Below are 25,454 nucleotides of genomic sequence, written 5' to 3'. Positions count from 1 at the left end.
GTTCCGGTGCGCGCAGGCACCGCGGGGGGATTGGGAATCGATGATAGCCGCTGCCGCCGCGGCTCAGCGATCCGGATCCTGCGCTCTCAGCGTTGCGCTGGCGGTGCGGCGTCGCCCGCAGCGGTCGCTGCGGGAACGGTCGAAACGAAAACGGCCCCGGGATCGCCGGGGCCGTCGAAGTCGAATGCGCCGGCGCGCCGTCAGCGGCTGCCGCCGAAACCGCCACCCTGCGGCGGCGAGGCCTGCTGGGCCTCGGCGCGCGCGGCGTACAGCGAACCCGGCGGCGGCTGGCGGGTGAAATAGTTGTTGATGCCGCCGAGCACTGCGCGCGCCAGCGCGCGCTGGTGCGAGGGGTCAGTCAGGCGGCGCTCTTCGTCCGGATTGGAGATGAAGTTGGTCTCCACCAGCATCGCCGGCATGTCCGAGGTGCGCAGGACCGCGAAGTTGGCCTTCTCCACGTGCGGCTTGTGGTTGTTGCCGACGTCGCGCAAGCCTTCGAGCACGTGCGCGGCGGCGTCTTCGGAGGCCTTCATGTGGCCGCTCTGGGTCAGGTCGAGCAGCACCGAAGCCAGGGTGTTGTCGGTCTGCTGCAGGCGCACGCCGCCGATCAGGTCGGAGGCGTTTTCCTTGTCCGCCAGCCAGCGCGCGCGCTGCGAGGTCGCGCCCTTGAGCGAAAGCACGTACACCGACGAGCCGCGCGCGCTGCGGTTTTCGGCCGCGTCGGCGTGGATCGAGACGAACATGTCGGCCTTGGCCTGACGCGCCAGCTGGGCGCGGCGCGGCAGCGGGATGAACACGTCGCTGTCGCGGGTCATGTAGGCCTTCAGGCCCGGGGTGGCGTTGATCTGGCGCGCCAACTCGCGGCCGATGGCCAGGGTGACGTCCTTCTCGCGCTTGCCGCCCTGGCCGATCGCGCCGGGATCCTGGCCGCCGTGGCCGGGATCGATGGCGATGATGAGCGGGCGCATGCCGCGGCCGCGCATCACGTCCTTCAAGGTCTTGACCGCGCCGGCCGGCGGCGCGGGCTCGTTGGCCGGCGCGCTCGCGGCGGCGCTCGCGTTGGCGGCGGCGTTGGCGGCGGCCGAACCGGGCATCGGCGTCGGCACGCCGGTGGCGATGCGGGTGGGCACGCCCGTGGCGATGCGGGTCGGCACGCCGGTGGCAATGGTGGTCGGCACCGGTGCTTGCGCGGCCTGTTCGAACACCGCCTGGTTGGCGGCCTGCTGCGCGCCGGACGGCGGCGCGGCGGCGGCGGCCACGGCCGGAGCGGCGCCCGGCGGCTGGCCCGCCGGCGCGGAATGCGGCGGCGCTTGCGTGGGTGCGCCGGCGCCGTTGCGTGCGGCGAGTTCGGCGATCAGCTTGTTGGCGGCGGCGTTGGAGGCGGCGTTGGAGGCGACGGCCGCATCGGCCGCTTGCACGTCGGCCGTGGGGCTGGCGGGGTTCTGCGCGGGAACGTTCTGGAACCCGGCGGTCGGCGTCGGCGCGGACGCCGCCACAGTCGCGGCGGGCTTGGGATCGGGCGCCTTCGGCGCGGCGGCGACCGCAGCCGCCGGCTCGCTGCCGTCGCCCGGCCATTCCAGGATCAGACGCGGGCCGCCGGGGCCCTGCTCGATGTGCGGCTTGAGCACCGCCACGGGTTGAGCGAGGTCGAACACGATGCGCGCGGTGCCGGGCTGCGGCTCGCCGCTGCGCACGGATTTGATGACGCCGGCGCCGGCCGGAAGCCGGACGCCCTTGCCCAGGCGCGAGGCCGGCAAGTCGACCACGAGACGGTCGGGGCCTTTGAGGCTGATGACTTTGTATTCGCCGGCGCCGTCCAGAGCGATCTCGGCGCGGGTGCCGGTGGCACCGTTGCGCAGCTCCAAGCCCTTGATTTCGCTCGCATGAGCGAGATTCCAGGCCAGCGCCGCTAGGAGCGCCAGGCCCATCAGGACTTTCTGAACGGTGGCCCCCTTGACTCGCATGGGCGTAAGTTAAGCGCTGCGATTATGGAATTGCAAGTATTTTTTCCTTGCAAATCCGGCACCTGCCGCCACTTCCTAGGGAATCGTTCAGGAGTCGGCCGCAACCGGCTCTATCCCGGTCGCCGCGGCCAGCGCCGCCAGCCAGGCCCGACCGCCGGCGCTGGCCGCCGCCAGCCGGACGCTGCGGCCGGCCCCGTCCACGGCCAGATCGATGCGCAGATCGGCCGACGGCAGCCAGCCGCGGCCGCGCTCGGGCCATTCGATCAGCCACAGGCTGGCCTCGCCGCCGTCCAGGCCGAGGAACTCCAGCTCGCCGGCGTCGCCGATGCGGTACAGGTCCAGGTGCCAGGCTTCGCCGCCGTCGGCGAGCGGGTAGCGCTCGACCAGGGTGTAGGTCGGGCTGCGGATCGCGCCCTGCACGCCGAGCGCCCGCAACAGGGCGCGCGCCAGGGTCGATTTGCCAGCGCCGAGGTCGCCGTGCAGGTGCACGTGCAACGCGGGCGCGTTCGCAGGCGAGCGCGCGGCCGCGAGCGCGGCGCCGAGCGCGTCGGTGGCGTCGGCGTCGGCCAGGTGCAGACGCAGTTCGGAAGCGACGTCGGAATTCATCGCGAAATCATCGCTCATCCGCGCGCGGATTGGCGCAGCGGCGCAGCCACGGCATCAGGTCGCTCGGCAACAGGCCGCGTTCGCCGCCTTCGCGCGCAGCGCGATCGCCGGCCACCGAATGCAGCAGCGCGCCGCAACTCGCCGCGTCGAACGCGTCCAGGCCTTGCGCGCGCAGCGCCGCGATCGCGCCGCTGAGCGCATCGCCCATACCGCCCACGGCCATGCCCGGATTGCCCGCGCCGATCGCGCGCACGCCCTGCCCCGGCGCATGCACCAAGGTGCCCGCGCCCTTCAACACCACCGCGCAGCGATAGCGCTCGCTCAAGGCGCGCACCGCGGCGTAGCTGTCGGCCTGCACGCGCGCGGTGTCGCTGCCGAGCAGGCGCGCGGCTTCGCCCGGATGCGGGGTGAGGATGCAATCGGCGGGCAGTGCGCGCGGCTGCGCGGCGAGCAGATTCAAGGCGTCGGCGTCGAGCAGCAGCGGCTTGCCGCTGGTCAGCGCCGCGACGAACAAATGCGCGCCCCACTCCTGCGTGCCCAGGCCCGGGCCGATCGCGATCACGTCGGCGGCGGCGAGCGCGGCGCGTACGTCTTCGCTGGATTCCACCGCGCGCGGCATCGCTTCGGGCAGGCGCGCCAGCAGCGGCGCGATGTGCTCGGCGCGGGTCGCCGCGTCGACCAAGCCGGCGCCGCTGCGCAAGGCGGCCTGCGCGCACAGCATCAACGCGCCGCCGTGGCCGTGGTCGCCGCCGATGCACAGCACCCGGCCGTTGCGGCCCTTGTGGCTGTCGCGCCGGCGCGGGCGCAGCCAGCGGCGCAAATCCGGCGCGCGCAGCCATTCGGCTACCGGGTAGACGCCGTGCGCAGGCAGGTCCAGGCCGAGATCGGCGAGCAACAGCTCGCCGGCGCAGTCGAGCGCCGCGCCGGTGCGCAGCCCGTGCTTGCGGGCGATGAATTCCAGCGTGCAGTCGGCGACCACCGCCGCGCCGGGCGCGGCGCCGCGGTCGGCGTCGACGCCGCTGGGCGCGTCGAGCGCGAACACCGGCGCGCCGTGGGCGTTGATCGCCGCGATCAGTGCGCCTGCCGTTGCGTCGGGCGGACGCGACAAACCTATGCCGAACAAGGCGTCGACGATGGCGTCGGCGGCCGGCAGCGCGCCGTCGAATTCGATCGTCGCGCCGCCGGCTGCGGCGTACTCGGCCGCCGCGCGCTGCGCCAGTTCGCCGCGCGGCGCGTGCTCGCGCAGGCGCAGCACGCGCACCCGGCGGCCGTTGCGCAGCGCATGCGTCGCCATGACATAGCCGTCGCCGCCGTTGTTGCCGGGGCCGCACACCACCAGCAGCGAATAGGCCTGGGTCCAGCGATCCAGCCATTCGCGCCAGGCCGCTTCGCCGGCGCGGCGCATCAGCTCGAAATCGTCGCCGAGTTCGGCCGCGGCCGCGCGCTCGACCGCGCGCAGCGCGGCGGTGTCGTACAGCGGCGTTTCTGCCGGCATTTCTGGCGGCGCTCCTGCCATTTCGGCGGAGACGGCGATATCGGGGGACCGGGACATGCCTGGATTCTATACTTGGCGCATCGTGAGCCAGATCGACGCCAGCCCCAGTTCCTCCGACGCGCCCGGCGACCCCGCCGGCCGGCCGGCGCCCGACTACTCGGCGCTGGCGCGGCGCATCCGCGAGCTGGCGCGCGAATTCGGCTTCCAGCGCTGCGGCATCAGCGGCGTCGAGCTGGGCCAGGACGAGGCCTATCTGCTGGATTGGCTGGAACGCGGCCTGCACGGCTCGATGGACTGGATGGCGCGCCACGGCGAGCTGCGCGCGCGGCCGCAGCAGTTGTTGCCGGGCACGGTGCGGGTGATTTCGGTCGGCCTGGATTACGGCCGCCGCGACGACGACGAAGCCTGGGCCACGCTGGCCGACGGCGAACGCGCCTATGTCGCGCGTTACGCGCTCGGCCGCGACTACCACAAGCTCATGCGCCAACGCCTGCAGCGGCTGGCCGAGCGTTTGGCGGAACTGGTGGGGCCGTTCGGCCATCGCGTGTTCGTCGATTCCGCGCCGGTGCTGGAACGCGCGCTGGCGCGCAACGCCGGGCTCGGCTGGATCGGCAAGCACACCTGCCTGATCGACAAGGACGGCGGCTCGTGGTTCTTCCTCGGCGAGATCTACGTCGACCTGCCGCTGCCGGTGGACGCGCCGGCCAGCGCGCACTGCGGCACCTGCGTGCGCTGCATCGACATCTGCCCGACCCAGGCCATCATCGCGCCGCACCGGCTCGACGCGCGCCGCTGCATCGCCTACCTCACCATCGAACACGCCGGCGCGATTCCGCTGGAGCTGCGCGAGCCGATCGGCAACCGCATCTTCGGCTGCGACGATTGCCAACTGGTCTGCCCTTGGAACAAGTTCGCCCAACGCAGCGACGAGCCGGATTTCCGCGCCCGCAACGATCTCGACCGGGCCACGTTGGCGCAGTTGTTCGCCTGGGACGAGGACGAGTTCCTGCGCCGCACCGAAGGCTCGGCGATCCGCCGCAGCGGGCACGAGCGCTGGCTGCGCAATATCGCGGTGGCGCTGGGCAATGCGCCGACGACGCCGGAGGTGATCGCGGCGCTGCGTTCGCGCCAGGAGCATCCGAGCGAGCTGGTGCGCGAACACGTGCAATGGGCGCTGGCGAAGCACGAAGCCTGCCTGTAATCCCCTGTAGGAGCGGCGCGAGCCGCGACCGCGACAACGCAGCCACCGCGAACCTTGCGGCGTAGTTGCGTTGTCGCGGTCGCGGCTCGCGCCGCTCCTACAGGTAGCCGCCGCAGCTTCGCCGAGGCCTGAAACGACGAACGGCGCCTAAGCGCCGTTCGTCAACACAAAGCCAAGCGACTTATCCGCGCAACCGCGCCAACAACTCGCGCGTCACCGGATCGTCCGCCTCGGCCTCGCCGGCCAGTGCCGGCAGCAGCTTGCTGGCGACCTGCTTGCCCAGTTCGACGCCGAACTGGTCGAAGGCGTTGATGCCCCAAAACACCGACTGCAGGTACACGCTGTGCTCGTACATCGACAGCAGCGCGCCGAGCGACGCCGGGGTAAGCGCGTCGAGCAGGATCGTCGTGCTCGGGCGGCCGCCGGCGTAGGCGCGGTGCGGGTCGTCGCTGCGCTGGCCGTTGGCGAAGGCCTCGGTCTGCGCCAGCAGGTTGGCGTGCAGGGCGCGGTGGTTCTGCGGGTACGGCGCGTCGCTGCGGACCACGCCGATGAAATCGGCCGGAACGATCGAGGTGCCCTGATGCAGCGCCTGGAAGAAGCTGTGCTGGGTGTCGGTGCCGGCGCCGCCCCACCACACCGGCACGGTGTCGCCGTGCACGGGCGAGCCGTCGAGCTTGACCGACTTGCCCAGGCTCTCCATCACCAGCTGCTGCAGGTAGTTCGACAGCAGCTTCAGGCGTTCGTCGTAGGCCAGCACCGCCTGGGTCGCGTAGCCCTGGCCGTTGCGGTTCCAGATCGAGGTCAGCGCGTGCCAGGCGGCGAGGTTGCGCGGCAGCTCGGTCTGCAGCACGTGCGCGTCCATCTGCGCCGCGCCGGAGAGGAACTGCTCGAACGCGTCCATGCCGATCGCCAGCGCGATCGGCAAACCCACCGCCGACCACAGCGAGTAGCGGCCGCCGACCCAGTCCCACATCGGCAGGATGCGCTCGGCCGGGATGTTGAAGGCCTGCGCCGCGCGTTCGACGTTGGCGCTGATCGCGTACAAACGCGAATCGTCGCCGAGCCAGTCGCGCAGGATGCCGCCGTTGAGCAGCGTCTCCTGGGTGCTGAAGGTCTTGGAGATCAGCAGCGCCGCGGTGCGCTTGGGATCGAGCCCGGCCAGCGTGCGCTGGGCCGCGTGGCCGTCGACGTTGGACAGGAAGTGCACGCGGAAGCGGCCCGGCTTCGGCCCGCTCAGCGCATCGACCGCCAGGCGCGGGCCGAGGTCGGAGCCGCCGATGCCGACGCTGACGATGTCGGTGACCTCGCTCGCGCTCAGCGCCTCGACCACCGCGCGCATCTGCGCGCGCGCCTTGAGCGCCTCGCGGTGGGCGTCGTGGGCGATCGGCGCGTGGGAGAAATCGCCGCGCAGCGCGGTGTGCAGCGCCGGGCGGCCTTCGGTGACGTTGACGGTCTGGCCGTCGAACAGCGCCTGCAGGCGCTCGCGGCTGCCGGCCGCTTCGGCGGCGCGGAACAGCCAGGCCAGGGCGTCGCGGTCGTAGCCCTGGCGGGCGAAGCTGGCGTAGATCGGCCCGACCTTGAGGGCGAAGTCGCCGGCCCGGGCGGGGTCGGCGGCGATCAGCCGGGACAGCGGCGTGGCAGCGACGCGCCCGACTTCGGCGCGCAGCTCGTGGAGTCGGGAGTCGTCGCTCATCGTGCCTCGGTTCTCAGGCGGCCTGGGCCGGCATCGAGTGGTTGGTGTGGGTGAGCCGGTTGTCGCGGTCCACGTAGACCAGGGTCGGCTTGTACTTGGCCGCCTCGGCTTCGTCGCAGATGCCGTAGGCGCAGATGATCACCAGGTCGCCCGGCTGGGCCTTGTGCGCGGCCGCGCCGTTGACCGAGATCACCCCGCTGCCCTCTTCGCCGCGGATGGCGTAGGTGGAGAAGCGGTGGCCGCTGTTGATGTTGTAGATGTGCACCATCTCGTACTCGCGGATGCCCGAGATGTCGAGCAGGCGGCCGTCGATCGCGCAGGAGCCTTCGTAATGCAGCTCGGCGTGGGTGACGGTGGCGCGGTGGATCTTGGCCTTGAGCAGGTTCAGTTGCATGTCGGTCACTCGTGGGCCCGCGGGCGTCGCGGACGCGAAGGGGTCTGAAGTCTAACAGCGCATGGCGCGCTGCAACATGGGCCGGGCGCGGCTCGGGCGCAACGCAGCTTTTCGCTGCCTCGCGCCGGCCGCCGCCCCGTTCAGGCAGCGAATTCGAGGTTGTCGATCAGGCGGGTGCGGCCCAGGCGGGCGGCGATCAGGGCGACGCGTTCGCCGTCGTCAGTCTCGCCCGCCTCCGGCAGGGTCAGGTCCGGGCGGCGCAGCGCAGCGTAGTCGACCTCGAAGCCGGCGTCCGTGAGCCGGCGCGCGGCTTCGGCCTCGACCGCCTCGCGGCCCTGCCCGGCCTGGGCGGCCTCGCGCATCGCCTGCAGGGTGCGATGGATCTGCGGCGCGCGCTCGCGCTCGGCCGGCGACAGGTATTGGTTGCGCGAGCTCATCGCCAGGCCGTCGGCCTCGCGCCGGGTCGGCGCGGCCACGATCTCGATCGGGAAGGCCAGGTCGCGCACCAAGTAACGGATCACCGCCAGTTGCTGGTAGTCCTTGCGGCCGAACACGGCCACGTCCGGGCGGACCTGGTTGAACAGCCGCGCCACCACCGTGGCGACGCCGTCGAAATGGCCGGGGCGGTGCGCGCCTTCCAGGGTTTGGGTCACCCCGGGCACGGCCACCTGCACGGTGCGCTCGGCCCCGTAGGGGTACATGGTCTCCACCGACGGCCGCCACAGCAGGTCGCAGCCGGCCGCGCGCAAGCCGTCGGCATCGGCCTCGGGGGTGCGCGGGTAGCGGCTGAAGTCCTCGTTCGGGCCGAACTGGGTCGGGTTGACGAACACGCTCGCCACCACCCGGTCGGCGCGCTCGCGCGCCAGGCGGATCAGCGAGTGGTGGCCTTCGTGCAGGTTGCCCATGGTCGGGACGAAGGCGACGCTGTGGCCGGACGCGCGCCAGGCCTGCAGGGTGGAACGCAGGGCGCCCAGTTGATCGACGGTCAGCATGCGGTAACTCGCGAAGAAAGACGGCGTGGAAGTGACGGCGCGATCCATGCGCGGGCAGGCGGCCGGCGGATGCCGGTCGAGGCCTGCGGCGCCAGGCTCCGCGGGAGCCTGCGCTGGGGCCTATGTCGGGCCGCGCGGCGGCGATTTCCAGCCCCGCGGCGGCGCGCGCTCAGTCGTAGGAATGTGCGGCGTCGGGGAAGCGGCCGTCGCGCACCGCTTCGCCGTAAGCGGCGAAGGCGCCGGCGACCGAGCCGCCTTCGGCCAGGAAGTCCTTGACGAACTTGGGCCGGCGGTGGCCGGAGTTGACCCCGAGCAGGTCGTGCAGCACCAGCACCTGGCCGTCGCAGTGCGGGCCGGCGCCGATGCCGATGGTGGGAATGGCCAGATCGGCGGTGACCGCCTGGGCCAGGCCGGTCGGCACGCACTCCAGCACCAGCAGCGCGGCGCCGGCCTCGGCCACTGCGCGCGCATCGCTGCGCAGCTTGGCCGCAGTGGCGTCGTCGCGGCCCTGCAGCTTGTAGCCGCCCAGGCGCAGCACCGATTGCGGGGTCAGGCCGAGATGGGCGCAGACCGGGATTTCGCGTTCGACCAGGAAGCGGATGACCTCGAGCTTGTGCCCGGCGCCTTCGATCTTGACCATCGCCGCGCCCGCGCGCAGCAGCGCGATGGACGCATCGAGCGCGCGCTCGGGCGTGGCGTCGGAGGCGAACGGCAGGTCGGCGATCAGCAGCGCCTTGGACAGGCCGCGGGCGACGCAGGCGGTGTGGTAGGCCATGTCGGCCGCACTCACCGGCAAGGTGCTGTTGTGGCCCTGCACGACCATGCCCAGCGAATCGCCGACCAGCACCAGGTCGGTGCCGGCGGCGTCCATGGTGCGGGCGAAACTGGCGTCGTAGGCGGTCAGCATGACCAGCTTGCGGCCGTCGCGCTTGGCGTCGGCGAGCATGGGCACGGTCCAGGCCTTGCGCTTCTCGGAAGGCGTGGCGTCGGTCGGAGCCGAGGTGTACATGGGCGGAAGTCCGGTGGCGACGGACGTGATGGGGAGGTCGCCTAACTTAGCAGGTTGCCGCCGCCTGGCGACCCTCGCCGGCGCAACGCTGTCGGGCCGCCATGCGCAGGCAAGCGCGCAGACGCGCGCACCGGACCGAGCCGCCCGAAACGGTCAATCTCGCCGCGCCACCCCGGCCGCCCCCTGTAGGAGCGGCGCAAGCCGCGACCGCGACAATGCGGCTGCGGCGAAACCGGCCTATGCCTTCGTTCCCGCGAATCCGCCGCGGCGTGTGTCGATTTGCGACAAAGGGCGAGACATGGCGCGATCGCCGGCCCAGGACGCTGGCGCCGCGGTTGCGTTGTCGCGGTCGCGGCTTGCGCCGCTCCTACAGGGGGCTGGTGTGGGTGCGATGCGGCCGGAGCTCAGCTGCCCTCGCCTTCCGGCAGGGCTTCGATGCCGCCCAGGTCGATCCGGCCCAGCGCCTCGCGCGCGAGGCCGACGCCTGCGATCGAGACCTCCGGCGCGATCTCCACCAGCGGCGCCAGCGCGAACGCGCGCTCGTGCAGGTGCGGATGCGGCACGTGCAGGCCGGCTTCGGCGATGACCGCGTCGCCGTACAGCAGCAGGTCCAGGTCCAGGGTGCGCGGGCCCCAGCGGTCGCTGCCGTCGGCGCGGCGCGCGCGTCCGGCTTCGCGTTCGATGCCGAGCATCGCCGCCAGCAGTTCGCGCGCCGGCAACGCGGTTTCCAGCTGCGCCACCGCGTTGAGGAAGTCCGGCTGGTCGGTGCGGCCCCAGGCCGCGGTGCGGTACAGCCGCGAAGCGCGCAGCAGGCGCGACTCGGGCAAGGCGGCCAGCGCGCGCAGGGCCGCGCGCAACACCGCGGCGCTGTCGCCGAGATTGCTGCCCAGGCCGATGTAGGCGGAAACGGTTGGAGTCATGGCGTACTGGCGCGCGAACGCGCTAGGGGCGACGCGGTCGGGCTGCGAAAACGGCCGGCATGGCGACGCGACAGCGAAAAGAACCGGCCGGCGGCGGACCGGGCGGATACCGCGTCGGGCCCACCGGAGCGGATCGGGCGAAGCGGCCCCGGAACAGCGGACTTGGAGAAGCAGGCAGCCGGCGCAACAGCGCCGCGCCGCAGCCGCTTACTCCGCGCCGCCGCCCGGTGCGGCGCGCCGGCGCCGGCGGCGCTTGCGCGGAGCGCGGCCGTCGCCGCCCTCCTCGTCGCCGCCGTCCTCAGCCTCACGCGCCTGCGACTCCTGCTGCGCCAACAGTTCGTTAGGATGCTGCTGCGCCTCGCGCCAGAACTCGACATCGGCCGAATGCTCGTCCGAAGCGGCCGTGCGCAGGCTCAGGAAATCGAACGCGGCGCGGAAGCGCGGATGCGACAGCAGGCGGAACACGCGCTTGCGCTGGCGTTGCTGGAAGCGCGACTGCAGCAGCCAGATCTCCTGCATCGGCAGCGAGAACCGGCGCGGCAGCGCGATCGTGGCGAGCTGGTGCAAGGTGACCCGGTCGGCCGCGCGGCGCTGCGCCTCGGCCGTGTGCACGCCCTGCGCCTGCAAGCCCATGAGGTCGCGGCAATACGCCGGCCACAGCAGCAGCGCGAACAGGAACGCCGGCGACACCGGCTCGTCGGCGGCCACGCGCGCGTCGGTGCCCTTCAGGCCTTCGAGCACCATGCGCCGCAGCGCGCCGCTGCGGTTGGACTTCAGCGCCGCGGCGCTTTCCGGCAGCAGCGCGGGCAGCAAGCCGTAGCGCTCCAGGCCGAGGAAGCTCTCAACCGCGTGGCCGGACAGGAACAGCTTGAGGCATTCCTCGAACAAGCGCGCCGGCGCGGCCTCGGCCAACAACGGCGCCAGGTGCGGGATCGGCTCGGCGGTGCCGCGCTCGATCTCGAAACCGAGCTTGGCCGCCAGACGCACCGCGCGCAGCATGCGCACCGGGTCTTCGCGGTAGCGCGTTTCCGGATCGCCGATCAGGCGCATCAAGCGGTTCTGCACGTCCTCGAAGCCGCCGACGTAGTCGCGCACCGAGAAATCCTCGACCGCGTAATACAGCGCGTTGGCGGTGAAGTCGCGTCGCACCGCATCGTCTTCGATGCTGCCGTAGACGTTGTCGCGCAGCAGCCGGCCGCCGTCGTCGGTCTCGCGGTCGCCGCTGCCGTCGTCGCTGTTGGCGCGGAAGGTGGCGACTTCGATGATCTCGCGGCCGTAGACCACATGGGCCAGGCGAAAGCGGCGACCGATCAGGCGGCAGTTGCGGAACAATCCCTTGACCTGTTCGGGCGTGGCGTCGGTGGCCACGTCGAAGTCCTTGGGATGGCCGCCGACCAGGATGTCGCGCACCGCGCCGCCCACCAGGTAGGCGCCGAAGCCGCTGTCGCGCAATCGGTACAGCACCCGCAACGCATTGGGGCTGATGTCCTTGCGCGAGACATTGTGCTGGTCGCGCGGGATCACCCGCAGCGAGGTCGTAACAGGGGATGAGGAATTGTCGGCTTGCATCGAACGCGGACGCGCCGCCTTATCTAGAAAGAAATTCGTGGGTCAGGCCGTTGCCGGAGGCTGCGGCGGCGCATATACTAGCAGGCCGCACAGGATTGAGAGACTGCGCGGTCCGTCAGGAAGCCTCCGGTCGCCGGAGCCCCCGCCGGAAGCATCATCGCTCCCTTCGTCTAGAGGCCTAGGACGTGGCCCTCTCAAGGCTAAAACACGGGTTCGAATCCCGTAGGGAGCGCCATACCAGCGACTCGGTCGCAGAAAAAGCCCGCCTCGCGCGGGCTTTTTCGTTGTGGCGGCGCGCTCGCCACGACGCCCTCGCGGCCGCGCCAGACGCCACGCGCGGCCTTGGGCGGGCGCGGCGCGAGTGGCTAAACTATCGCCCGCCCGGCCTGCTCTACCGGACCATCACAGGACCCAGCCATGCCCTTCGTCGTCACCGAGAACTGCATCAAGTGCAAGTACACCGACTGCGTGGAGGTGTGCCCGGTGGACTGTTTCCACGAAGGCCCGAATTTCCTGGTGATCGATCCGGACGAGTGCATCGACTGCACCCTGTGCGAGCCGGAGTGCCCGATCAACGCGATCTACCCCGAGGACGACGTGCCGGCCGGCCAGGAAGGCTTCGTCGCCCTCAACGCCGAGTTGGCCAAGGCCTGGCCGGTGATCACCACGCGCAAGGACGCCCTGGCCGACGCCAAGGACTGGGAAGGCAAGACCGGCAAGATCGACCTGCTCGAACGCTGAGCCTGGCCAGGCCGCGCGCGCGGCCGCGGAAAAGTTCCGCAACGTCCTGAATTTCCCCGATTTTCGGCGCGGATGCGTTCATCCGCGCGCGCCTAGACTGGCCGCGGTCTTCCTACGCCGCGCCGCCATGTCCAAGCTCCTGCCGTTCGGCCTGCTGCTCGCGTTGTGCCTCACCCCCGCCGCGACCGGCGCCCAGCACCGCGGTTTCGACCTCTCGCAGCTGGATCTGTCGCAACTGGATCTGTCGCAGTTGGACCCGGCCGCGATCATGGCCAGCGCCAACGACACCTTGATGCGCGCGCCCGACCAGCGCATCGACGGCCTGTTCCAGGCGCTGCGCAACGCCTCGCGCGACCGCGCCGACGCCGCCACCCTGTGCGCCCTGTTCGATCCCGCCGCCGACCGCAGCGCGCAGGCGCTGATGGCGGCCGCGCAACGGCTCAGTCCCGACAGCCACCAGCGTTTCGGCAATGCGCTGATCGAGATCGCCGCCAGCGGGCTGCAGAGCCCGCGCCAGCCCTACGACGCCTCCGGCGCCCGCCAGTCGCTGAAGTCGGCCGCGGCCAAGGCGATGATCCTGCACGACGGCTTCGGCGCCGGGCTCAACGCCGACGGCGCCGACGAAACCTCGCGGCAGGCGCGCTGCCAGTCGTTCGCGTGGCTGCTCGACGCCCTGGGCGAACAGCCGCTGGCGCAGCGCGCCGGGGCGATGCGGCTGATGCTGAATGAGGGCATGAGCCGGTTGGCGGTGCGCTGAGCTTTGGTCTTCGGCGATCTGGAGCAAGAGCGTCGGGCCTGAAGGCCCTCCCACAAGAGCAAGGCGCTCCCCCCAAGAGCCTCCCACTGGAGCACGGCCCTCCCACAAGAGCCTGGCGGCCTGCACGGGCCCGCTCTTGTGGGAGGGCCTTCAGGCCCGACGCCTTTGTCTCAGCCGACTGCCACTCCCGCCCCCGCAAACGAAAACGGGCGCCCTCGGCGCCCGTTTCCGCATCCGGCCGCGACGGGCCGAAATCGTTCGATCAACGCCCGCCGAGCGCCGTCTTCAGGTCGGCGATCAGCTTGGTCGGGCCGGCGCCCGAGGCCGGCAGGCCGCGCGGGTCGACCGCCGAGACATAGGCGCCCGCCTCGACCGCGCTGACCCGGATCAGGAAGTTGCCGCCCTGGTAGTTGACGTCGTAGGCGCCGAGCAGCTGGGCGCGGCTGGCGATGGTCAGGCCTTCGGTCTTGCCGAGGACTTCGCCGACCTTGTTGAAGGCGTCGTCGCGGTTGCCGCTGAGGGTGAAGCCCAGCGCCGAGGACGCCGGCGCGCCCGGCTGGGCCTGAGTCGGACGGTTGGCCGAGGCGCTGGCCGAGCCGCCCGGGATCGCCATCGCACCGTCGGTGCGCGGCAGGTCCAGGTCCGGCGGCACTTCCAGCGGACGGTTTTCCGGCGCTTCGGCATAGAGCTTGTTGCCCTTGCGGAACCAGCTGCAGCCCGACGTGGCGACCACCGCCAGCAGCAGACCGGCGACGACGGCACGGGACATGGAAACGTTGGAACGCATGGGTATCTCCTGCAGGGATTCAGGCCGCGAGATCGGCGCGGCTAAGGTGTTCGAGTTCGGCGGCCAGCGCCGTAGTCTGGCGCAGCGCGTCGGCGTGCGCGGCCGACAGCGTCTGCAGCGGCAGACGCAGGCCGTGGCCGAGGCCTTGTGCGGCCAGCAGCGCCTTGACCGGAATGGGGTTGGGTTCGACGCCGAGGAAGTCGTAGGCCGGGCGCAGGCGCGCGTCCCAGGCCTCGGCTTCGGCGCGCTTGCCGGCCCGGGCCAGGTCGGCCAGGCGGCGGAACGCGGCCGGCATGGCGTTGGAGCCGACCGAGACGATGCCGTCGGCGCCGGCCAGCATGGCCCGGCAGGCGGTCGGGTCGTCGCCGCTGAGCACGGCGAAGCCGTCGGACTTCAGCGCCAGCAGCTCGTTCATGCGCTGCGGGTCGGACACCGCTTCCTTGATGCCGACGATGCGCGGATGCGCGGCCAGCTCGGCCACCGTCGCCGGCAGCAGGTCGCAACCGGTGCGGCCGGGCACGTTGTAGAGCACGATCGGCAGCGCGCCGTCGTCGGCGATCGCGCGGTAGTGCGCGAGCAGGCCGGCCTGGGTCGGGCGCACGTAGGGCGGCGCCACCACCAGCGCCGCGTCGGCGCCGAGCGCGGCCACGCGCCGGTTCAGTTCGATGGTCTTGGCGGTATTGGACTGGCCGGTGCCGGCCAGCACCGGGATGCGCCCGGCAATCAATTCCACCGCGCTGCGCAGCAGGGTGTCGTACTCGGCGTCGAACAGCGCCGCCGCCTCGCCGGTGGAACCGGCGACCACGACCGCCTGGGTGCCGCCCTGCAGCTGTTTGGCCAGCAGCGAGCGCCAGGCGTCCAGGTCGAGTTCGGCCGACGCGGTGAACGGCGTCGCCAGCGCGGTGATGCTGCCGGTAAGTCGCAAGTTGGAACCCTGTGAGCTGGTGCGGCCGCGGGCGCGGTCGCGTGAGACGGTTGGAGCGGGTTGAAGCTGGGACGGATGGAACCGGGCGCTACGTCCGCCGCCGCGGCGGCGCGAGCCCCGGGGCGACCGGGCCGGCGCGGGCCGGTCGCTGCGGACCGCAGCGTATCGCCAAACCGGGCCTGCAGACACGAAACCGCGCCTGCGGACGGCCATACACCGGGCGATGTTACTTGCGGCGCGAAAGCGCGGGCAAGTATGCTGACCCGCAGTCGCGTCCCGGGCCCGGGACGCCGTTCATTCTCCGAGCCGACATCGCTCCCCTTGCAGGCGCCGCCTTGACCGATTCCGCTTCCCGGCCGTCGCCGAACGATAACCACCTCCTGATCAACGCCTATACGACGCATCCGGAGTCGCCGCTGCTGTCGGTGACGCGCCGGATCGCCGATTCGGGCTGCAATCTCGTCGACGCGCGCCTGTCCACGGTCGGCCGCGACGTCTCGGTCACCGCCCTGGCCCAGGGGTCGTGGGATTCGGTCGCCAAGCTCGAAGCCATGCTGGCCCGGCTGGAGCGCGAGGAAGGCCTCAAGCTGGTGTGGTACCGCACCGGCGCCAAGCAGGTGCAGTCCAGCCTGCTGCCCTACATCGTCGAAGTCGTCGCCGCGGACAAGCCCGGCATCTTGTTCCAGCTGGCCGACTTCTTCGACCGCCAGGGCATCACCATCGAAAGCCTGCACTGCTCGCGCTACCGCGCGATGCAGACCGGGGCGGACATGTTCTCGGCCCAGATCACGATCGGCGTGCCTTCCAGCATGCACATCGCCGCGCTGCGCGACGATTTCCTCGAGTTCTGCGACCACCTGAACCTCGACGCCATCATGGATCCGATGAAGTTCTGACTGGTAAGTTTCCGACATGCTCGACACCGGCGATCGCGCTTACGGCGGCAAAGCCCCCCACTACGACCTGGCCCTGTCCAGCGGCGAAACGGTCAAGCTCAAGGACTACGCCGGCGGCTGGCTGGTGCTGTACTTCTACCCGAAGGACAGCACGCCCGGCTGCACCACCGAAGGTCTGGACTTCAACGCCGCGGTGCCGAAGTTCAAGAAGCTCGGCGCCACCGTGCTGGGCGTGTCGCGCGATTCGGTCAAGTCGCACCAGAACTTCTGCGCCAAGCAGGGCTTCAAGTTCGACCTGGTCAGCGACAAGGACGAAACCTTGTGCAACGCCTTCGGCGTGATCAAGGAAAAATCGCTGTACGGCCGCAAGTACATGGGCGTGGAGCGCAGCACGTTCCTGATCGACCCCAAGGGCGTCATCGTGCAGTCATGGCGTCCGGTGAAAGTCGCCGGGCATGCCGAAGCCGTACTCGCCGCACTCAAGGAACACGCCGCCCAGTGAGGCCGCCCCTTTCCCCGACCCGTCGCCGTCCCGCCCCGCGGGCCACGGCGGCGCCGCCGTGCGCGCAAGCCTGCGCGCCGGCGCGCGAGGTCCCGATTCCCTGTCCCCCGGCGTGCCGCCACGCCAATCTCCCGCGGAGTTGTCGATGACACGAAGCAAGCGCATCTACGTGCTGGATACCAACGTGCTGATGCACGATCCCACCGCGCTGTTCAAGTTCGAGGAGCACGACGTCTACCTGCCGATGCAGGTCATCGAAGAGCTCGACAACGGCAAGAAAGGCACCTCCGAAGCCAGCCGCAACGCGCGCCAGGTCAGCCGCTTCCTCAACGAGCTGATCGAGGCCGAGGGCACCGACAAGATTTCCAGCGGCATCTCGCTGGTGCGTCCGCAAGGCCTGCAGCTGCGCGGCGCGCAGAGCATCGGCAAGCTGCGCTTCCAGACCGATTCGTTCGATGCCGGCAAACGCTTCGGCACGGTCATCCCCGACAACCACATCCTCGGCGCGGTGCTCGCGCTCAAGGAGAGCGAGCCGGGCGCGCCGGTGGTGCTGGTGTCCAAGGACATCAACCTGCGGATCAAGGCCTCGATCGCCGGGATCGTGTCGGAAGACTACGAGAACGACCGCGCCCTCGACGATTTCAGCCTGCTCTACACCGGCGCCACCGCGTTGCCGGACGACTTCTGGCAGCGCCACGGCAAGGACTTGAAGTCGTGGACCGAGAAGGGCCGCACCTTCTACGAGATCGCCCGCACCGAGAACGACGACTGGTATCCCAACCAGTTCCTGTACCTGCCCGGCGACGACGAGTCCGAGCTCAAGGTCACCAAGGTCGGCGAAGAGCGCGTGACCTTGCAGATCGTCGACGATTTCCGCCACCACCAGCATGCGGTGTGGGGCATCAGCGCGCGCAACCGCGAGCAGAACTTCGCGCTCAACGCGCTGATGGACCCGGAAATCGACTTCGTCACCCTGCTCGGCACCGCCGGCACCGGCAAGACCCTGCTGGCGCTGGCCGCGGGCCTGGCGCAGACGATGGACCAGCAGCGCTACCGCGAGATCATCATGACCCGCGCCACGGTCAGCGTCGGCGAGGACATCGGCTTCCTGCCCGGTACGGAAGAGGAAAAGATGACGCCGTGGATGGGCGCGCTGACCGACAACCTGGAAGTGCTGACCCATAACCAGGACGGCGGCGCCTGGGGCCGCGCGGCGACCAACGACCTGCTCGCCTCGCGGATCAAGATCCGCTCGATGAACTTCATGCGCGGGCGCACCTTCCTGAGCCGCTGGCTGATCCTGGACGAGGCGCAGAACCTGACGCCGAAGCAGATGAAGACCTTGATCACCCGCGCCGGCCCGGGCACCAAGATCGTCTGCCTGGGCAACGTCGAGCAGATCGACACGCCTTATCTCACCGAGACCACCTCGGGCCTGACCTACGCGGTCGACCGCTTCAAGGGCTGGGCGCACAGCGCGCACGTGACCCTGCGCCGCGGCGAGCGCTCGCGTCTGGCTGATTACGCTTCGGAAGTCCTGTAAACGATGCAGGCGAAGACAAGGACGTTCTCGTCGGGGTTGCGGTTCGCGCTGGCGCTGTTCGGGTTGATGCTGCTGGCGCGGATCGGCTTCGAGTTCTGGGCCGACGATCTGCAGGCCGAACCGCTGAAGGACGCGCCGATCGCCGTCGCCAGCGGCGGCGCGCTGGATGCGCGCATCCGCCTGCGTGCGCGCGATTCCTATCGCATGCAGTTGGTGTTCCTGATCCCGGCCGATGGCCGCGAACAACTGCGCAACCTGCTCGCCGAACCGGTGCCGCGCAACGGCCAGCGCGTCTCCGAAGGCGTGGTGGTGCCGCTGCGCTGGTCGCTCAGCGAGGCCGACAGCGGCCGCGTCGTCGCCCAGGGCGAACCGCGGACCGAAGGCCTGGACGCCTGGAGCAGCGATACGTTCTGGCGCGAAGCCGCCAGCTTCGCCGCGCCGCCGGGCTGGTACCGGCTGCAGGTCCAGGCGACGCAGCCGGTGCCGGAACTGGCTGGTGTGACGACCGTGATCAACGTCGGCCTGCGTCCCAAGGTCAGCAGCAGTTGGCAGACCGAGTGGGCCTGGTTCGGGCGCCTGCTGTGTGTGTTCCTGGATCCGCTGCTGATGCTGGCGGCGCTGCTGCTGGCCTGGTTCGCCGGCCGCCGCCTGTGGGTCGCTCGACGCGCGGCCGCTGCGCCGGCCTGACGCGGGTTCGAAACGGGGCCGCCGCGCCGCGATGACGCCCGGATCGGCGCTGCCGCGCCGGGCGCTTTTCGCTACGCTTGCGCCATGAGCGCATCTTCCGTCGTTTCCGCCCTGACCATCGCCGGCTCCGATTCCGGCGGCGGCGCCGGCATCCAGGCCGATCTCAAGACCTTCGCCGCGCACCGCGTGCACGGCCTCAGCGCGTTGGCCGCGCTGACCGCGCAGCACACCCGCGGCGTCAGCGCGGTGCACGTGCCCGACACCGGCTTTCTGCGCGCGCAGATCGACGCCTGCTTCGACGACTTCGAGGTGCGCGCGGTCAAGCTCGGCATGCTCGCCACCGCCGAGGTCATCCACGCCGTCGCCGATGCGCTGGAGCATTACCGGCCGACGTGGCTGGTGCTCGATCCGGTGATGGTCGCCACCTCCGGCGCGCGCCTGCTCGAACCCTCGGCCCTGGACGCGCTGCGCACGCGGCTGCTGCCGCTGGCCAGCGTGGTCACCCCGAACCTGCCCGAAGCCGAATTGCTGATCGGCGCGCCGATCGCCGACCGCGACGCCATGCGCGCCGCGCTGGAGGGTTTGTTCGCGCTCGGCGCGCGCGCGGTGCTGCTCAAGGGCGGCCACCTGCCCGGCGACGGCGACGTGGTTGATCTGTTCGCCGCGCCCGGCGCTGCGCCGCGCGAGATCGCGCACCCGCGCCTGCAGGTGGACGCCCACGGCACCGGCTGCACCCTGGCTTCGGCGGTCGCGGCCAACCTGTGCCTGGGGCGTTCGCTCGAAGACGCCTGCATCGCCGCGGCCGATTACGTCCATCTCGCCCTGCGCCAGGGCTACCGGCCCGGCCGCAGCGAAGTGTTGGTGCTCGATCATTTCGGCGCCGCGCCGCATGGCTGAGCCCGTGCTCCACGAACAGCGCGCGCTGGCCGCCGCCGACGGCCACACTTGGTCGCTGCTCTGCGCGATTCCGCCCAACCCCAGCGCCAGCCTGCTGTGGCTGCCGGCGCTGGGCGTGGCCGCGCGCCACTACCAGCCCTTCGCCGACGCGCTGGCCGCGCGCGGCGTCGCCGTGTTCGTGCACGAGTGGCGCGGCAACGGCGGCAGCAGCTTGCGCGCTAGCCGCGACCGCGATTGGGGTTACCGCGAACTGTTGCTCGACGACCTGCCGGTCAGCGACGCCGAAGTCGTCGCCGCGCTGCCGGGCGTGCGCCGCATCGTCGGCGGCCACAGCCTCGGCGGGCAGATGGCGTGCATGCGCCTGGGCCTGGCGGCGTTGCAGCGCGATCCGAATATTCCCAGCGCGCTGTGGCTGGCCGCCAGCGGCGCGCCGTACTGGCCGACGTGGCCGATGCCGCGGCGTTTGGCGATGCCGCTGATCTACCGTTTCCTGCCGTGGCTGGCCCAGGTCAACGGCACCCTGCCCGGCCGCCGCATCGGCTTCGGCGGCACCGAGGCGCGCAGCCTGATCCGCGACTGGGGCCGCACCGCGCTGAGCGGCGCGTACGCGGCGCGCGGGATCGAAGCGGACATGCAAGCCGGCATGGCGCAAGTGCGCGTCGACGTGCGTGCGGTGCGCATGACCGACGACTGGCTGGTGCCGCGCGCGTCGCAGGATTTCCTGCTCGGCAAGCTGCCGCTGGCGCAGGTCGAAACGACGGAGCTGGGCGCGCGCGAGCTGGGCGTTCGCGCCGATCACTTCGCCTGGATGAAGCGGCCCGACGCCGTAGTCGCCGCGTTGTTGCGCTAGCCCCTGTAGGAGCGGCGCAAGCCGCGACCGCGACACCGCACATACGACGCGACCTGCTACCCCGCAGTCGCGGCTCGCGCCGCTGCTACAGGTAGCCGCCCGCATTTACGCCGCCGGCGCGATCTTTTACGCCGAATTTACGCGGCGACGCCGATCACGAAATAGCGGCTTTACGCCCGACCTTCCGAGAATGAACACGTGGCCGAACCGGCCTCGTTCACCCATTCTGCGGATACTTCCATGTCGTCGTCGCACCACCTGTTCCGTCGCCGCGAGGCCGCCGCTCCGTTGCTGCTGGCCGTCTGCGCCGGCCTCGGCCTGCTCGCGCTGGGCGCGAACGCGCGGGCCGAGGAAACGCCCTCGTTCACCCTCAGCGGTTCGGCCGCGCTGACCAGCGACTACGTCTGGCGCGGCAGCTCGCAGAGCCAGGGCGACCCGGCCGCGCAGGTCGGCTTCAAGGCCGCGCATCGCAGCGGCTTCTATGCCTCGGTCTGGGGCTCGGGCGTCGAATTCGCGCCCGAGACGCGCGCCAGCAGCGAACTCGATTTCACCGTCGGCTGGGCCGGCAAGATCGCCCCGGACTGGGCCCTGGACCTCAACGTCCTGCACTACCGCTACCCGTCCACCACGGTCGATCTGAACTGGACCGAGCTCAACGGCACGGTGACTTACCGCGACAACTACTGGCTGTCGCTGGCGTATTCCAACGAAGCGCTCGGCAGCAAGGACCGCGGCGTCTATTCGCAGGTCGGCGCGCGCTTCCCGGTCAACGACGCGCTGCGTCTGGAAGCCGCGGTCGGCCATTACTTCCTCGACGACGTCTACGACCGCAGCTACACCCACGGCCAGCTCAGCGCGATCTGGGCGTTCAAGAGCCCGTTCGAACTGCGCCTGACCGCGCACGGCACCGACCGCAACGCCGAGCGGATCTTCGGCGATTCCCTGGCCGGCTCGCGCGTCGAAGCCGCGATCCAGGCGTCCTTCTGACAGGAGACACGACCATGCCCGGCTGGCTCTCGATGCTGTGCGCGATCTCGGTCCTGGTGGCCGCTGCGTACCTGCTCTACGTCGTGCTGCGCCCCGAAGATTTCTGACGGCGCGCCCGCGACGCGCGGAACGCGTCGCGGTTCCATTTTCCTGCGCGCTTTCGCCTTCCAGCGAAGTCGCGCCGGGCCCAGTCCGCGCCGGATGCGCGGGCTGCGCCCCACCACCTTCCGGTGTTCGTCATGATCGAAATCTTCCTGGTCTTCGCCCTGGCCGTCGGCCTGGGCTGGCCGCTGGGCCTGTATCTGGCGCGGGTCATGCGCGGCGACCGCTCGCGCCTGGACCCGCTGTTCCTGCCGGTCGAACGCGCGATCTACCGCGCGCTGGGCACCGACCCGGCGCGCGGCATGAGCTGGCGCGGCTATGCGCTGGCGTTCTTGCTCAGCAACGCGGTGCTCGCGCTCGCGGTGTGGGCCTTGTTCATGACCCAGGCCTGGCTGCCGTTCAATCCCGACGCCGTGCCCAACATGCGCTGGGACACCGCGCTGCACACCATGGTGTCCTTCCTCACCAACACCAACCAGCAGCATTACTCCGGCCAGACGCAGCTGAGCTATCTGTCGCAGATGGTCGGCATCGTCGGCCTGCAGGTGGTGACGCCGATGATGGGGCTGGCGATCGTGGTCGCGACCTTGCGCGGCCTGTTCGGCGGCCGCCAGGCGATGGCCAACCCGGGCGCCGCGGCGCGCGAGGGCGAAACCCGCGACCTCGGCAATTACTGGGTCGACGTAACCCGCGCCACGCTGCGCTTCATGATTCCGCTGTGCCTGCTGTGGGCGGCGTTGCTCACTTGGCAAGGCGTGCCGTCGACGCTCCAGAGCGGTGCGACGATTTCGCCGCTGGACCAGAGCGTCGAGCTGAAACAACAGAAGATTCCTGTGGGGCCCGTCGCGGCCATGGTCGCCGCCAAGCAGCTCGGCACCAACGGCGGCGGCTGGTACGGCCCCAACAGCACGGTCGCGCTGGAAAATCCCACGCCGTTTTCGAACCTGATCGAAACCCTCGCGCTGATCCTGATCCCGGTCGCGGTGACCTTCATGATCGGCCCGTTCACCGGCCGGCGTAAGCTCACCGCGCTGGTGTTCGGCAGCATGCTGCTGATGTCGACCGTCTCCACCGGCCTGTCGGTGTGGTCGGAGGCGCATTCGGCCACGACCGCCGACGTGGCGCTGATGGAAGGCAAGGAAACCCGCTTCGGCGCCAGCGATTCGGCGCTGTGGTCGGCGCTGACCACACAGAGCAGCAACGGTTCGGTCAACGCCATGCACGACTCGCTGGCGCCGCTGACCGGCGGCATGGCGATGGTCAACATGCTGATCAACGCGATCTGGGGCGGCATCGGCTGCGGCCTGCAGCAGTTCCTGGTGTATCTGCTGCTGTCGGTGTTCCTGGCCGGCCTGATGACCGGGCGCACGCCGGAACTGTTCGGCCGCAAGATCGAAGCGCCCGAGGTGCGCCTGCTGGCCCTGCTGATCCTGCTGCAGCCGCTGGTGGTGCTGGGCTTCAGCGCGATCACTCTGGCCCTGCCCTCGATCACCGGCAATTCCAATCCGGGCTTCCACGGCATCGGCCAGGTGTTCTACGAGTACACCTCGGCGTTCGCCAACAACGGCTCGGGTTTCGAAGGGCTCGGGGATGCGACCTACTGGTGGAACCTGAGCTGCGCCGCGGTGCTGGCGCTGGGCCGCTACCCCGCGCTGATCGTGCCGCTGGCGGTGGCCGGCCTGCTCGCGCGCAAACGCGTGGCGCCGGAAAGCGGCGGCACTCTGCACGCGGAAACGCCGACCTTCGCGCTGACCCTGATCGCGGTGATCGTGATCCTGACCGTCCTGCAATTCATGCCTGCGCTGGTGCTCGGCCCGATCGCCGACCACCTCACGCTGGCGACCAAGGCTCTGTGAGGTAAAGCCTTATGAACAACAACCAATCCCATCTGGGCGTACAACGCCGCACCGGCGCCGTCGCCGGCCTGGACGCCGCCGGCCTGCGCGCGGCGATCCGCGAATCCTTCGTCAAGCTCGCCCCGCATCACGCCGTGCGCAGCCCGATCATGGCCGTGGTTCTGCTCGGCACCGTGCTGTCGGCGCTGATCACGATCTTCGCTCCCGGCAACACCGCGTTCGGCGCCGCGGTCACCGTGATCTTGTTCGTGACCGTGCTGTTCGCCAACTTCGCCGAAGCCGTGGCCGAAGCGCGCGGCCGCGGCCAGGCGGCCTCGCTGCGCGCCGCGCGCCGCGATCTGGTGGCGCGCAAGCTCGACACCGTCGGCCGCAACGAAACCCGCGTCGCCGCGTCCACGCTCAAGCCCGGCGACCGGGTGATCGTCTCCGCGGGCGAGCTGATCCCGGCCGACGGCGAAATCGTCAAGGGCCTGGCCACGATCAACGAATCGGCGGTCACCGGCGAATCCGCGCCGGTGCTGCGCGAGGCCGGCACCGACCGCTCCGGCGTGATCGGCGGCACCAAGGTGCTGTCGGACGAGATCGTGGTGGAAGTCAGCGCCGAGCCCGGCCAGAGCTTCCTCGACCGCATGATCGCGCTGGTGGAAGGCGCCAACCGGCAGAAGACGCCGAACGAAATCGCCCTGACCATGCTGTTGGCGGCGATGACCCTGACCTTCCTGATCGTGGTCGCCACCCTGCCGTTCTTCGCCGGCTTCGTCGGCGCCAAACTCGACCCGCTGTTGCTGATCGCGCTGCTGGTGTGCCTGATCCCGACCACCATCGGCGGCCTGCTGCCGGCCATCGGCATCGCCGGCATGAACCGCGCGCTGTCGGCCAATGTGCTGGCGAAGTCGGGCAAGGCGGTGGAAGTGGCCGGCGACGTCGACGTGCTGCTGCTCGACAAGACCGGCACCATCACCTTCGGCGACCGTCAGGCCACCGCGTTCCATCCGCTCGCCGGCGTCGACCGCTCGCAGTTGCGCGACGCCGCCCTGCTCGCCTCGCTCGCCGACCCGACTCCGGAAGGCAAGTCGATCGTGCGCCTGGCGCGCGAACAACACAGCAGCTCGCCCGAGCCCGAGCGCGCCGACTACATCCAGTTCACCGCCCAGACCCGCATGTCCGGCGTGGACCTGCCGGACGATTATCCGGGCGGCGCACGCTCGATCCGCAAGGGCGCCGGCGACTCCATCGCCCACTACGTGCGCTCGCTCGGCGGCGAGGTCGCGCCGGAACTGGCCGCTCGCGTCGAGCAGGTCGCGCGCGGCGGCGCCACCCCGCTGGTGGTGGCCGAAGGCCGCTATGTGCTCGGCGTGGTCGAGCTGTCGGACGTGGTCAAGCACGGGGTCAAGGAACGTTTCGCGCGGCTGCGGGCGATGGGCGTGCGCACGGTGATGATCACCGGCGACAACCCGCTCACCGCCGCCGCCATCGCCGCCGAAGCGGGCGTGGACGATTACATCGCCGAAGCCCGGCCCGAGGACAAGCTGGCGCGGATCCGCGCCGAGCAGGCCGGCGGCCGCTTGGTGGCGATGGTCGGCGACGGCACCAACGACGCCCCGGCGCTGGCCCAGGCCGACGTCGGCCTGGCGATGAACTCCGGCACCCAGGCGGCCAAGGAAGCCGGCAACATGGTCGATCTGGATTCCGATCCGGCCAAGTTGCTGGCGGTGGTGGAAGTGGGCAAGCAACAGCTCATCACCCGCGGCGCGCTGACCACGTTCTCGCTGGCCAACGACGTGTCCAAGTACTTCGCGATCCTGCCGGCGCTGTTCGCCGCCGCGATCCCGCAGATGGCCGCGCTCAACATCATGCATCTGTCGAGCCCGACCAACGCGGTGCTGGCGGCGCTGATCTTCAACGCGATCATCATCCCCGCGCTGATCCCGCTGGCCCTGGCCGGCGTGCGCTTCAAGCCGGCCACCGCGGTCGCGCTGCTGCGCCGGAACATGCTGGTCTACGGCCTGGGCGGCGTGCTGCTGCCGTTCGCCGCGATCAAGCTGATCGACATGGCGCTTTCCGCGATCTTCTGACTCAAC

24 protein-coding genes, 1 tRNA gene and 1 pseudogene are annotated in these 25,454 nt (G+C 70.7%); 15 read left to right on the top strand and 11 right to left on the bottom strand.

Going from position 1 to position 25,454, the window contains the following annotated elements; genetic code table 11:
* Window positions 1–200 precede the first annotated feature (200 nt).
* The 3 genes from BLU84_RS08195 to BLU84_RS08185 form a co-directional block, all read right to left on the bottom strand.
* Window positions 201–1,928: an N-acetylmuramoyl-L-alanine amidase gene (locus tag BLU84_RS08195; RefSeq protein ID WP_083382432.1), complete on the bottom strand. Its 1,728-nt coding sequence runs from the start codon at window positions 1,926–1,928 to the stop codon at window positions 201–203.
* A gap of 123 nt (window positions 1,929–2,051) precedes the next feature.
* A complete protein-coding gene (gene tsaE / locus BLU84_RS08190) occupies window positions 2,052–2,570 on the bottom strand; it encodes a tRNA (adenosine(37)-N6)-threonylcarbamoyltransferase complex ATPase subunit type 1 TsaE (protein ID WP_074866457.1) in 519 nt (172 codons plus the stop codon).
* A gap of 7 nt (window positions 2,571–2,577) precedes the next feature.
* A complete protein-coding gene (locus BLU84_RS08185) occupies window positions 2,578–4,065 on the bottom strand; it encodes a bifunctional ADP-dependent NAD(P)H-hydrate dehydratase/NAD(P)H-hydrate epimerase (RefSeq protein WP_074865053.1) in 1,488 nt (495 codons plus the stop codon).
* Between the two features lie 55 nt (window positions 4,066–4,120).
* On the opposite strand from BLU84_RS08185, the gene queG reads away from it, so the two are divergent.
* Window positions 4,121–5,266, top strand: coding sequence for a tRNA epoxyqueuosine(34) reductase QueG (queG, locus tag BLU84_RS08180; RefSeq protein ID WP_083382431.1), 1,146 nt, complete (start codon window positions 4,121–4,123; stop codon window positions 5,264–5,266).
* A 181-nt stretch (window positions 5,267–5,447) separates the two neighbouring features.
* On the opposite strand, the gene pgi is transcribed toward queG, so the two are convergent.
* From pgi to pcnB, 6 genes are all read right to left on the bottom strand, one after another.
* Window positions 5,448–6,959 carry a glucose-6-phosphate isomerase gene (gene pgi / locus BLU84_RS08175; RefSeq protein WP_074865048.1) on the bottom strand — a complete coding sequence of 504 codons (1,512 nt, stop codon included), beginning with the start codon at window positions 6,957–6,959 and terminating at the stop codon, window positions 5,448–5,450.
* 13 nt (window positions 6,960–6,972) lie between these two features.
* On the bottom strand, window positions 6,973–7,353 hold the full coding sequence (panD, locus tag BLU84_RS08170; protein ID WP_074866448.1) for an aspartate 1-decarboxylase: 381 nt from the start codon (window positions 7,351–7,353) through the stop codon (window positions 6,973–6,975).
* Window positions 7,354–7,493: 140 nt separating this feature from the next.
* The gene (gene panC / locus BLU84_RS08165) at window positions 7,494–8,345 is read right to left on the bottom strand and encodes a pantoate--beta-alanine ligase (protein WP_074866446.1); all 852 of its coding nucleotides are present in this window, start codon (window positions 8,343–8,345) and stop codon (window positions 7,494–7,496) included.
* Window positions 8,346–8,514: 169 nt separating this feature from the next.
* The gene (gene panB, locus BLU84_RS08160; protein WP_074865044.1) at window positions 8,515–9,354 is read right to left on the bottom strand and encodes a 3-methyl-2-oxobutanoate hydroxymethyltransferase; all 840 of its coding nucleotides are present in this window, start codon (window positions 9,352–9,354) and stop codon (window positions 8,515–8,517) included.
* Window positions 9,355–9,758: 404 nt separating this feature from the next.
* A complete protein-coding gene (gene folK / locus BLU84_RS08155) occupies window positions 9,759–10,274 on the bottom strand; it encodes a 2-amino-4-hydroxy-6-hydroxymethyldihydropteridine diphosphokinase (RefSeq protein WP_074865040.1) in 516 nt (171 codons plus the stop codon).
* A 207-nt stretch (window positions 10,275–10,481) separates the two neighbouring features.
* Window positions 10,482–11,843: a polynucleotide adenylyltransferase PcnB gene (gene pcnB / locus BLU84_RS08150; RefSeq protein WP_074865037.1), complete on the bottom strand. Its 1,362-nt coding sequence runs from the start codon at window positions 11,841–11,843 to the stop codon at window positions 10,482–10,484.
* 159 nt (window positions 11,844–12,002) lie between these two features.
* Here pcnB and BLU84_RS08145 point away from each other — a divergent pair.
* The 4 genes and pseudogenes from BLU84_RS08145 to BLU84_RS28395 all read left to right on the top strand — a co-directional run.
* A tRNA-Glu gene (locus BLU84_RS08145) sits at window positions 12,003–12,078 on the top strand.
* Between the two features lie 182 nt (window positions 12,079–12,260).
* The gene (fdxA, locus tag BLU84_RS08140; RefSeq protein WP_074865034.1) at window positions 12,261–12,584 is read left to right on the top strand and encodes a ferredoxin FdxA; all 324 of its coding nucleotides are present in this window, start codon (window positions 12,261–12,263) and stop codon (window positions 12,582–12,584) included.
* A 127-nt stretch (window positions 12,585–12,711) separates the two neighbouring features.
* Complete coding sequence (locus BLU84_RS08135; RefSeq protein WP_074865033.1) at window positions 12,712–13,341, top strand: hypothetical protein; 630 nt, start codon at window positions 12,712–12,714, stop codon at window positions 13,339–13,341.
* A 13-nt stretch (window positions 13,342–13,354) separates the two neighbouring features.
* Window positions 13,355–13,408, top strand: a pseudogene (locus BLU84_RS28395) (DUF6053 domain-containing protein); the annotation flags it as partial.
* A 195-nt stretch (window positions 13,409–13,603) separates the two neighbouring features.
* Here BLU84_RS28395 and BLU84_RS08130 read toward each other — a convergent pair.
* Together BLU84_RS08130 and dapA are read right to left on the bottom strand one after the other, a co-directional pair.
* Complete coding sequence (locus BLU84_RS08130) at window positions 13,604–14,128, bottom strand: hypothetical protein (RefSeq protein WP_074865030.1); 525 nt, start codon at window positions 14,126–14,128, stop codon at window positions 13,604–13,606.
* 19 nt (window positions 14,129–14,147) lie between these two features.
* On the bottom strand, window positions 14,148–15,053 hold the full coding sequence (gene dapA / locus BLU84_RS08125; RefSeq protein WP_074865027.1) for a 4-hydroxy-tetrahydrodipicolinate synthase: 906 nt from the start codon (window positions 15,051–15,053) through the stop codon (window positions 14,148–14,150).
* 335 nt (window positions 15,054–15,388) lie between these two features.
* Between dapA and BLU84_RS08120 the strand changes: the two genes are divergently transcribed.
* The 10 genes from BLU84_RS08120 (at window position 15,389) to kdpB (ending at window position 25,448) form a co-directional block, all read left to right on the top strand.
* The gene (locus tag BLU84_RS08120; protein WP_074865024.1) at window positions 15,389–15,949 is read left to right on the top strand and encodes a glycine cleavage system transcriptional repressor; all 561 of its coding nucleotides are present in this window, start codon (window positions 15,389–15,391) and stop codon (window positions 15,947–15,949) included.
* 16 nt (window positions 15,950–15,965) lie between these two features.
* Window positions 15,966–16,451: a peroxiredoxin gene (locus BLU84_RS08115; protein WP_074865021.1), complete on the top strand. Its 486-nt coding sequence runs from the start codon at window positions 15,966–15,968 to the stop codon at window positions 16,449–16,451.
* Between the two features lie 145 nt (window positions 16,452–16,596).
* The gene (locus BLU84_RS08110; RefSeq protein ID WP_074865018.1) at window positions 16,597–17,994 is read left to right on the top strand and encodes a PhoH family protein; all 1,398 of its coding nucleotides are present in this window, start codon (window positions 16,597–16,599) and stop codon (window positions 17,992–17,994) included.
* A gap of 3 nt (window positions 17,995–17,997) precedes the next feature.
* Window positions 17,998–18,681: a DUF5625 family protein gene (locus tag BLU84_RS08105; protein ID WP_139174820.1), complete on the top strand. Its 684-nt coding sequence runs from the start codon at window positions 17,998–18,000 to the stop codon at window positions 18,679–18,681.
* An 84-nt stretch (window positions 18,682–18,765) separates the two neighbouring features.
* A complete protein-coding gene (gene thiD, locus BLU84_RS08100) occupies window positions 18,766–19,578 on the top strand; it encodes a bifunctional hydroxymethylpyrimidine kinase/phosphomethylpyrimidine kinase (protein WP_074865012.1) in 813 nt (270 codons plus the stop codon).
* Window positions 19,571–20,428, top strand: a complete 858-nt coding sequence (locus tag BLU84_RS08095; protein WP_074865007.1) for an alpha/beta hydrolase family protein — start codon at window positions 19,571–19,573, stop codon at window positions 20,426–20,428. The genes thiD and BLU84_RS08095 overlap by 8 nt, the downstream gene beginning before the upstream one ends.
* Window positions 20,429–20,668: 240 nt before the next feature.
* The gene (locus BLU84_RS08090; RefSeq protein WP_074865003.1) at window positions 20,669–21,415 is read left to right on the top strand and encodes a TorF family putative porin; all 747 of its coding nucleotides are present in this window, start codon (window positions 20,669–20,671) and stop codon (window positions 21,413–21,415) included.
* Window positions 21,416–21,429: 14 nt separating this feature from the next.
* The gene (locus tag BLU84_RS08085) at window positions 21,430–21,522 is read left to right on the top strand and encodes a potassium-transporting ATPase subunit F (protein ID WP_057948112.1); all 93 of its coding nucleotides are present in this window, start codon (window positions 21,430–21,432) and stop codon (window positions 21,520–21,522) included.
* A gap of 132 nt (window positions 21,523–21,654) precedes the next feature.
* A complete protein-coding gene (gene kdpA / locus BLU84_RS08080) occupies window positions 21,655–23,373 on the top strand; it encodes a potassium-transporting ATPase subunit KdpA (RefSeq protein WP_074865000.1) in 1,719 nt (572 codons plus the stop codon).
* A gap of 11 nt (window positions 23,374–23,384) precedes the next feature.
* A complete protein-coding gene (gene kdpB, locus BLU84_RS08075; protein WP_074864997.1) occupies window positions 23,385–25,448 on the top strand; it encodes a potassium-transporting ATPase subunit KdpB in 2,064 nt (687 codons plus the stop codon).
* Window positions 25,449–25,454: the final 6 nt, after the last annotated feature.

Source organism: Lysobacter enzymogenes, assembly GCF_900106525.1.
GTDB lineage: Bacteria > Pseudomonadota > Gammaproteobacteria > Xanthomonadales > Xanthomonadaceae > Lysobacter > Lysobacter enzymogenes.
The sequence above is the reverse complement of the archived record's forward strand: the minus strand, read 5'-3'. Positions and strand labels throughout refer to the sequence as shown.

What these genes read in the sequence shown, in the direction of transcription:
- panC (WP_074866446.1), bottom strand. Translation starts at nt 8,345, where the DNA reads ATGCTGACCGTCGATCAACTGGGCGCCCTGCGTTCCACCCTGCAGGCC.
- panD (WP_074866448.1), bottom strand. Translation starts at nt 7,353, where the DNA reads ATGCAACTGAACCTGCTCAAGGCCAAGATCCACCGCGCCACCGTCACC.
- thiD (WP_074865012.1), top strand. Translation starts at nt 18,766, where the DNA reads ATGAGCGCATCTTCCGTCGTTTCCGCCCTGACCATCGCCGGCTCCGAT.
- BLU84_RS08105 (WP_139174820.1), top strand. Translation starts at nt 17,998, where the DNA reads ATGCAGGCGAAGACAAGGACGTTCTCGTCGGGGTTGCGGTTCGCGCTG.
- BLU84_RS08090 (WP_074865003.1), top strand. Translation starts at nt 20,669, where the DNA reads ATGTCGTCGTCGCACCACCTGTTCCGTCGCCGCGAGGCCGCCGCTCCG.
- folK (WP_074865040.1), bottom strand. Translation starts at nt 10,274, where the DNA reads ATGACTCCAACCGTTTCCGCCTACATCGGCCTGGGCAGCAATCTCGGC.
- BLU84_RS08115 (WP_074865021.1), top strand. Translation starts at nt 15,966, where the DNA reads ATGCTCGACACCGGCGATCGCGCTTACGGCGGCAAAGCCCCCCACTAC.
- BLU84_RS08185 (WP_074865053.1), bottom strand. Translation starts at nt 4,065, where the DNA reads ATGCCGGCAGAAACGCCGCTGTACGACACCGCCGCGCTGCGCGCGGTC.
- queG (WP_083382431.1), top strand. Translation starts at nt 4,121, where the DNA reads ATGCCTGGATTCTATACTTGGCGCATCGTGAGCCAGATCGACGCCAGC.
- BLU84_RS08135 (WP_074865033.1), top strand. Translation starts at nt 12,712, where the DNA reads ATGTCCAAGCTCCTGCCGTTCGGCCTGCTGCTCGCGTTGTGCCTCACC.
- tsaE (WP_074866457.1), bottom strand. Translation starts at nt 2,570, where the DNA reads ATGAATTCCGACGTCGCTTCCGAACTGCGTCTGCACCTGGCCGACGCC.
- BLU84_RS08095 (WP_074865007.1), top strand. Translation starts at nt 19,571, where the DNA reads ATGGCTGAGCCCGTGCTCCACGAACAGCGCGCGCTGGCCGCCGCCGAC.
- BLU84_RS08110 (WP_074865018.1), top strand. Translation starts at nt 16,597, where the DNA reads ATGACACGAAGCAAGCGCATCTACGTGCTGGATACCAACGTGCTGATG.
- panB (WP_074865044.1), bottom strand. Translation starts at nt 9,354, where the DNA reads ATGTACACCTCGGCTCCGACCGACGCCACGCCTTCCGAGAAGCGCAAG.
- kdpA (WP_074865000.1), top strand. Translation starts at nt 21,655, where the DNA reads ATGATCGAAATCTTCCTGGTCTTCGCCCTGGCCGTCGGCCTGGGCTGG.
- BLU84_RS08195 (WP_083382432.1), bottom strand. Translation starts at nt 1,928, where the DNA reads ATGGGCCTGGCGCTCCTAGCGGCGCTGGCCTGGAATCTCGCTCATGCG.
- BLU84_RS08085 (WP_057948112.1), top strand. Translation starts at nt 21,430, where the DNA reads ATGCCCGGCTGGCTCTCGATGCTGTGCGCGATCTCGGTCCTGGTGGCC.
- kdpB (WP_074864997.1), top strand. Translation starts at nt 23,385, where the DNA reads ATGAACAACAACCAATCCCATCTGGGCGTACAACGCCGCACCGGCGCC.
- pcnB (WP_074865037.1), bottom strand. Translation starts at nt 11,843, where the DNA reads ATGCAAGCCGACAATTCCTCATCCCCTGTTACGACCTCGCTGCGGGTG.
- pgi (WP_074865048.1), bottom strand. Translation starts at nt 6,959, where the DNA reads ATGAGCGACGACTCCCGACTCCACGAGCTGCGCGCCGAAGTCGGGCGC.
- BLU84_RS08130 (WP_074865030.1), bottom strand. Translation starts at nt 14,128, where the DNA reads ATGCGTTCCAACGTTTCCATGTCCCGTGCCGTCGTCGCCGGTCTGCTG.
- fdxA (WP_074865034.1), top strand. Translation starts at nt 12,261, where the DNA reads ATGCCCTTCGTCGTCACCGAGAACTGCATCAAGTGCAAGTACACCGAC.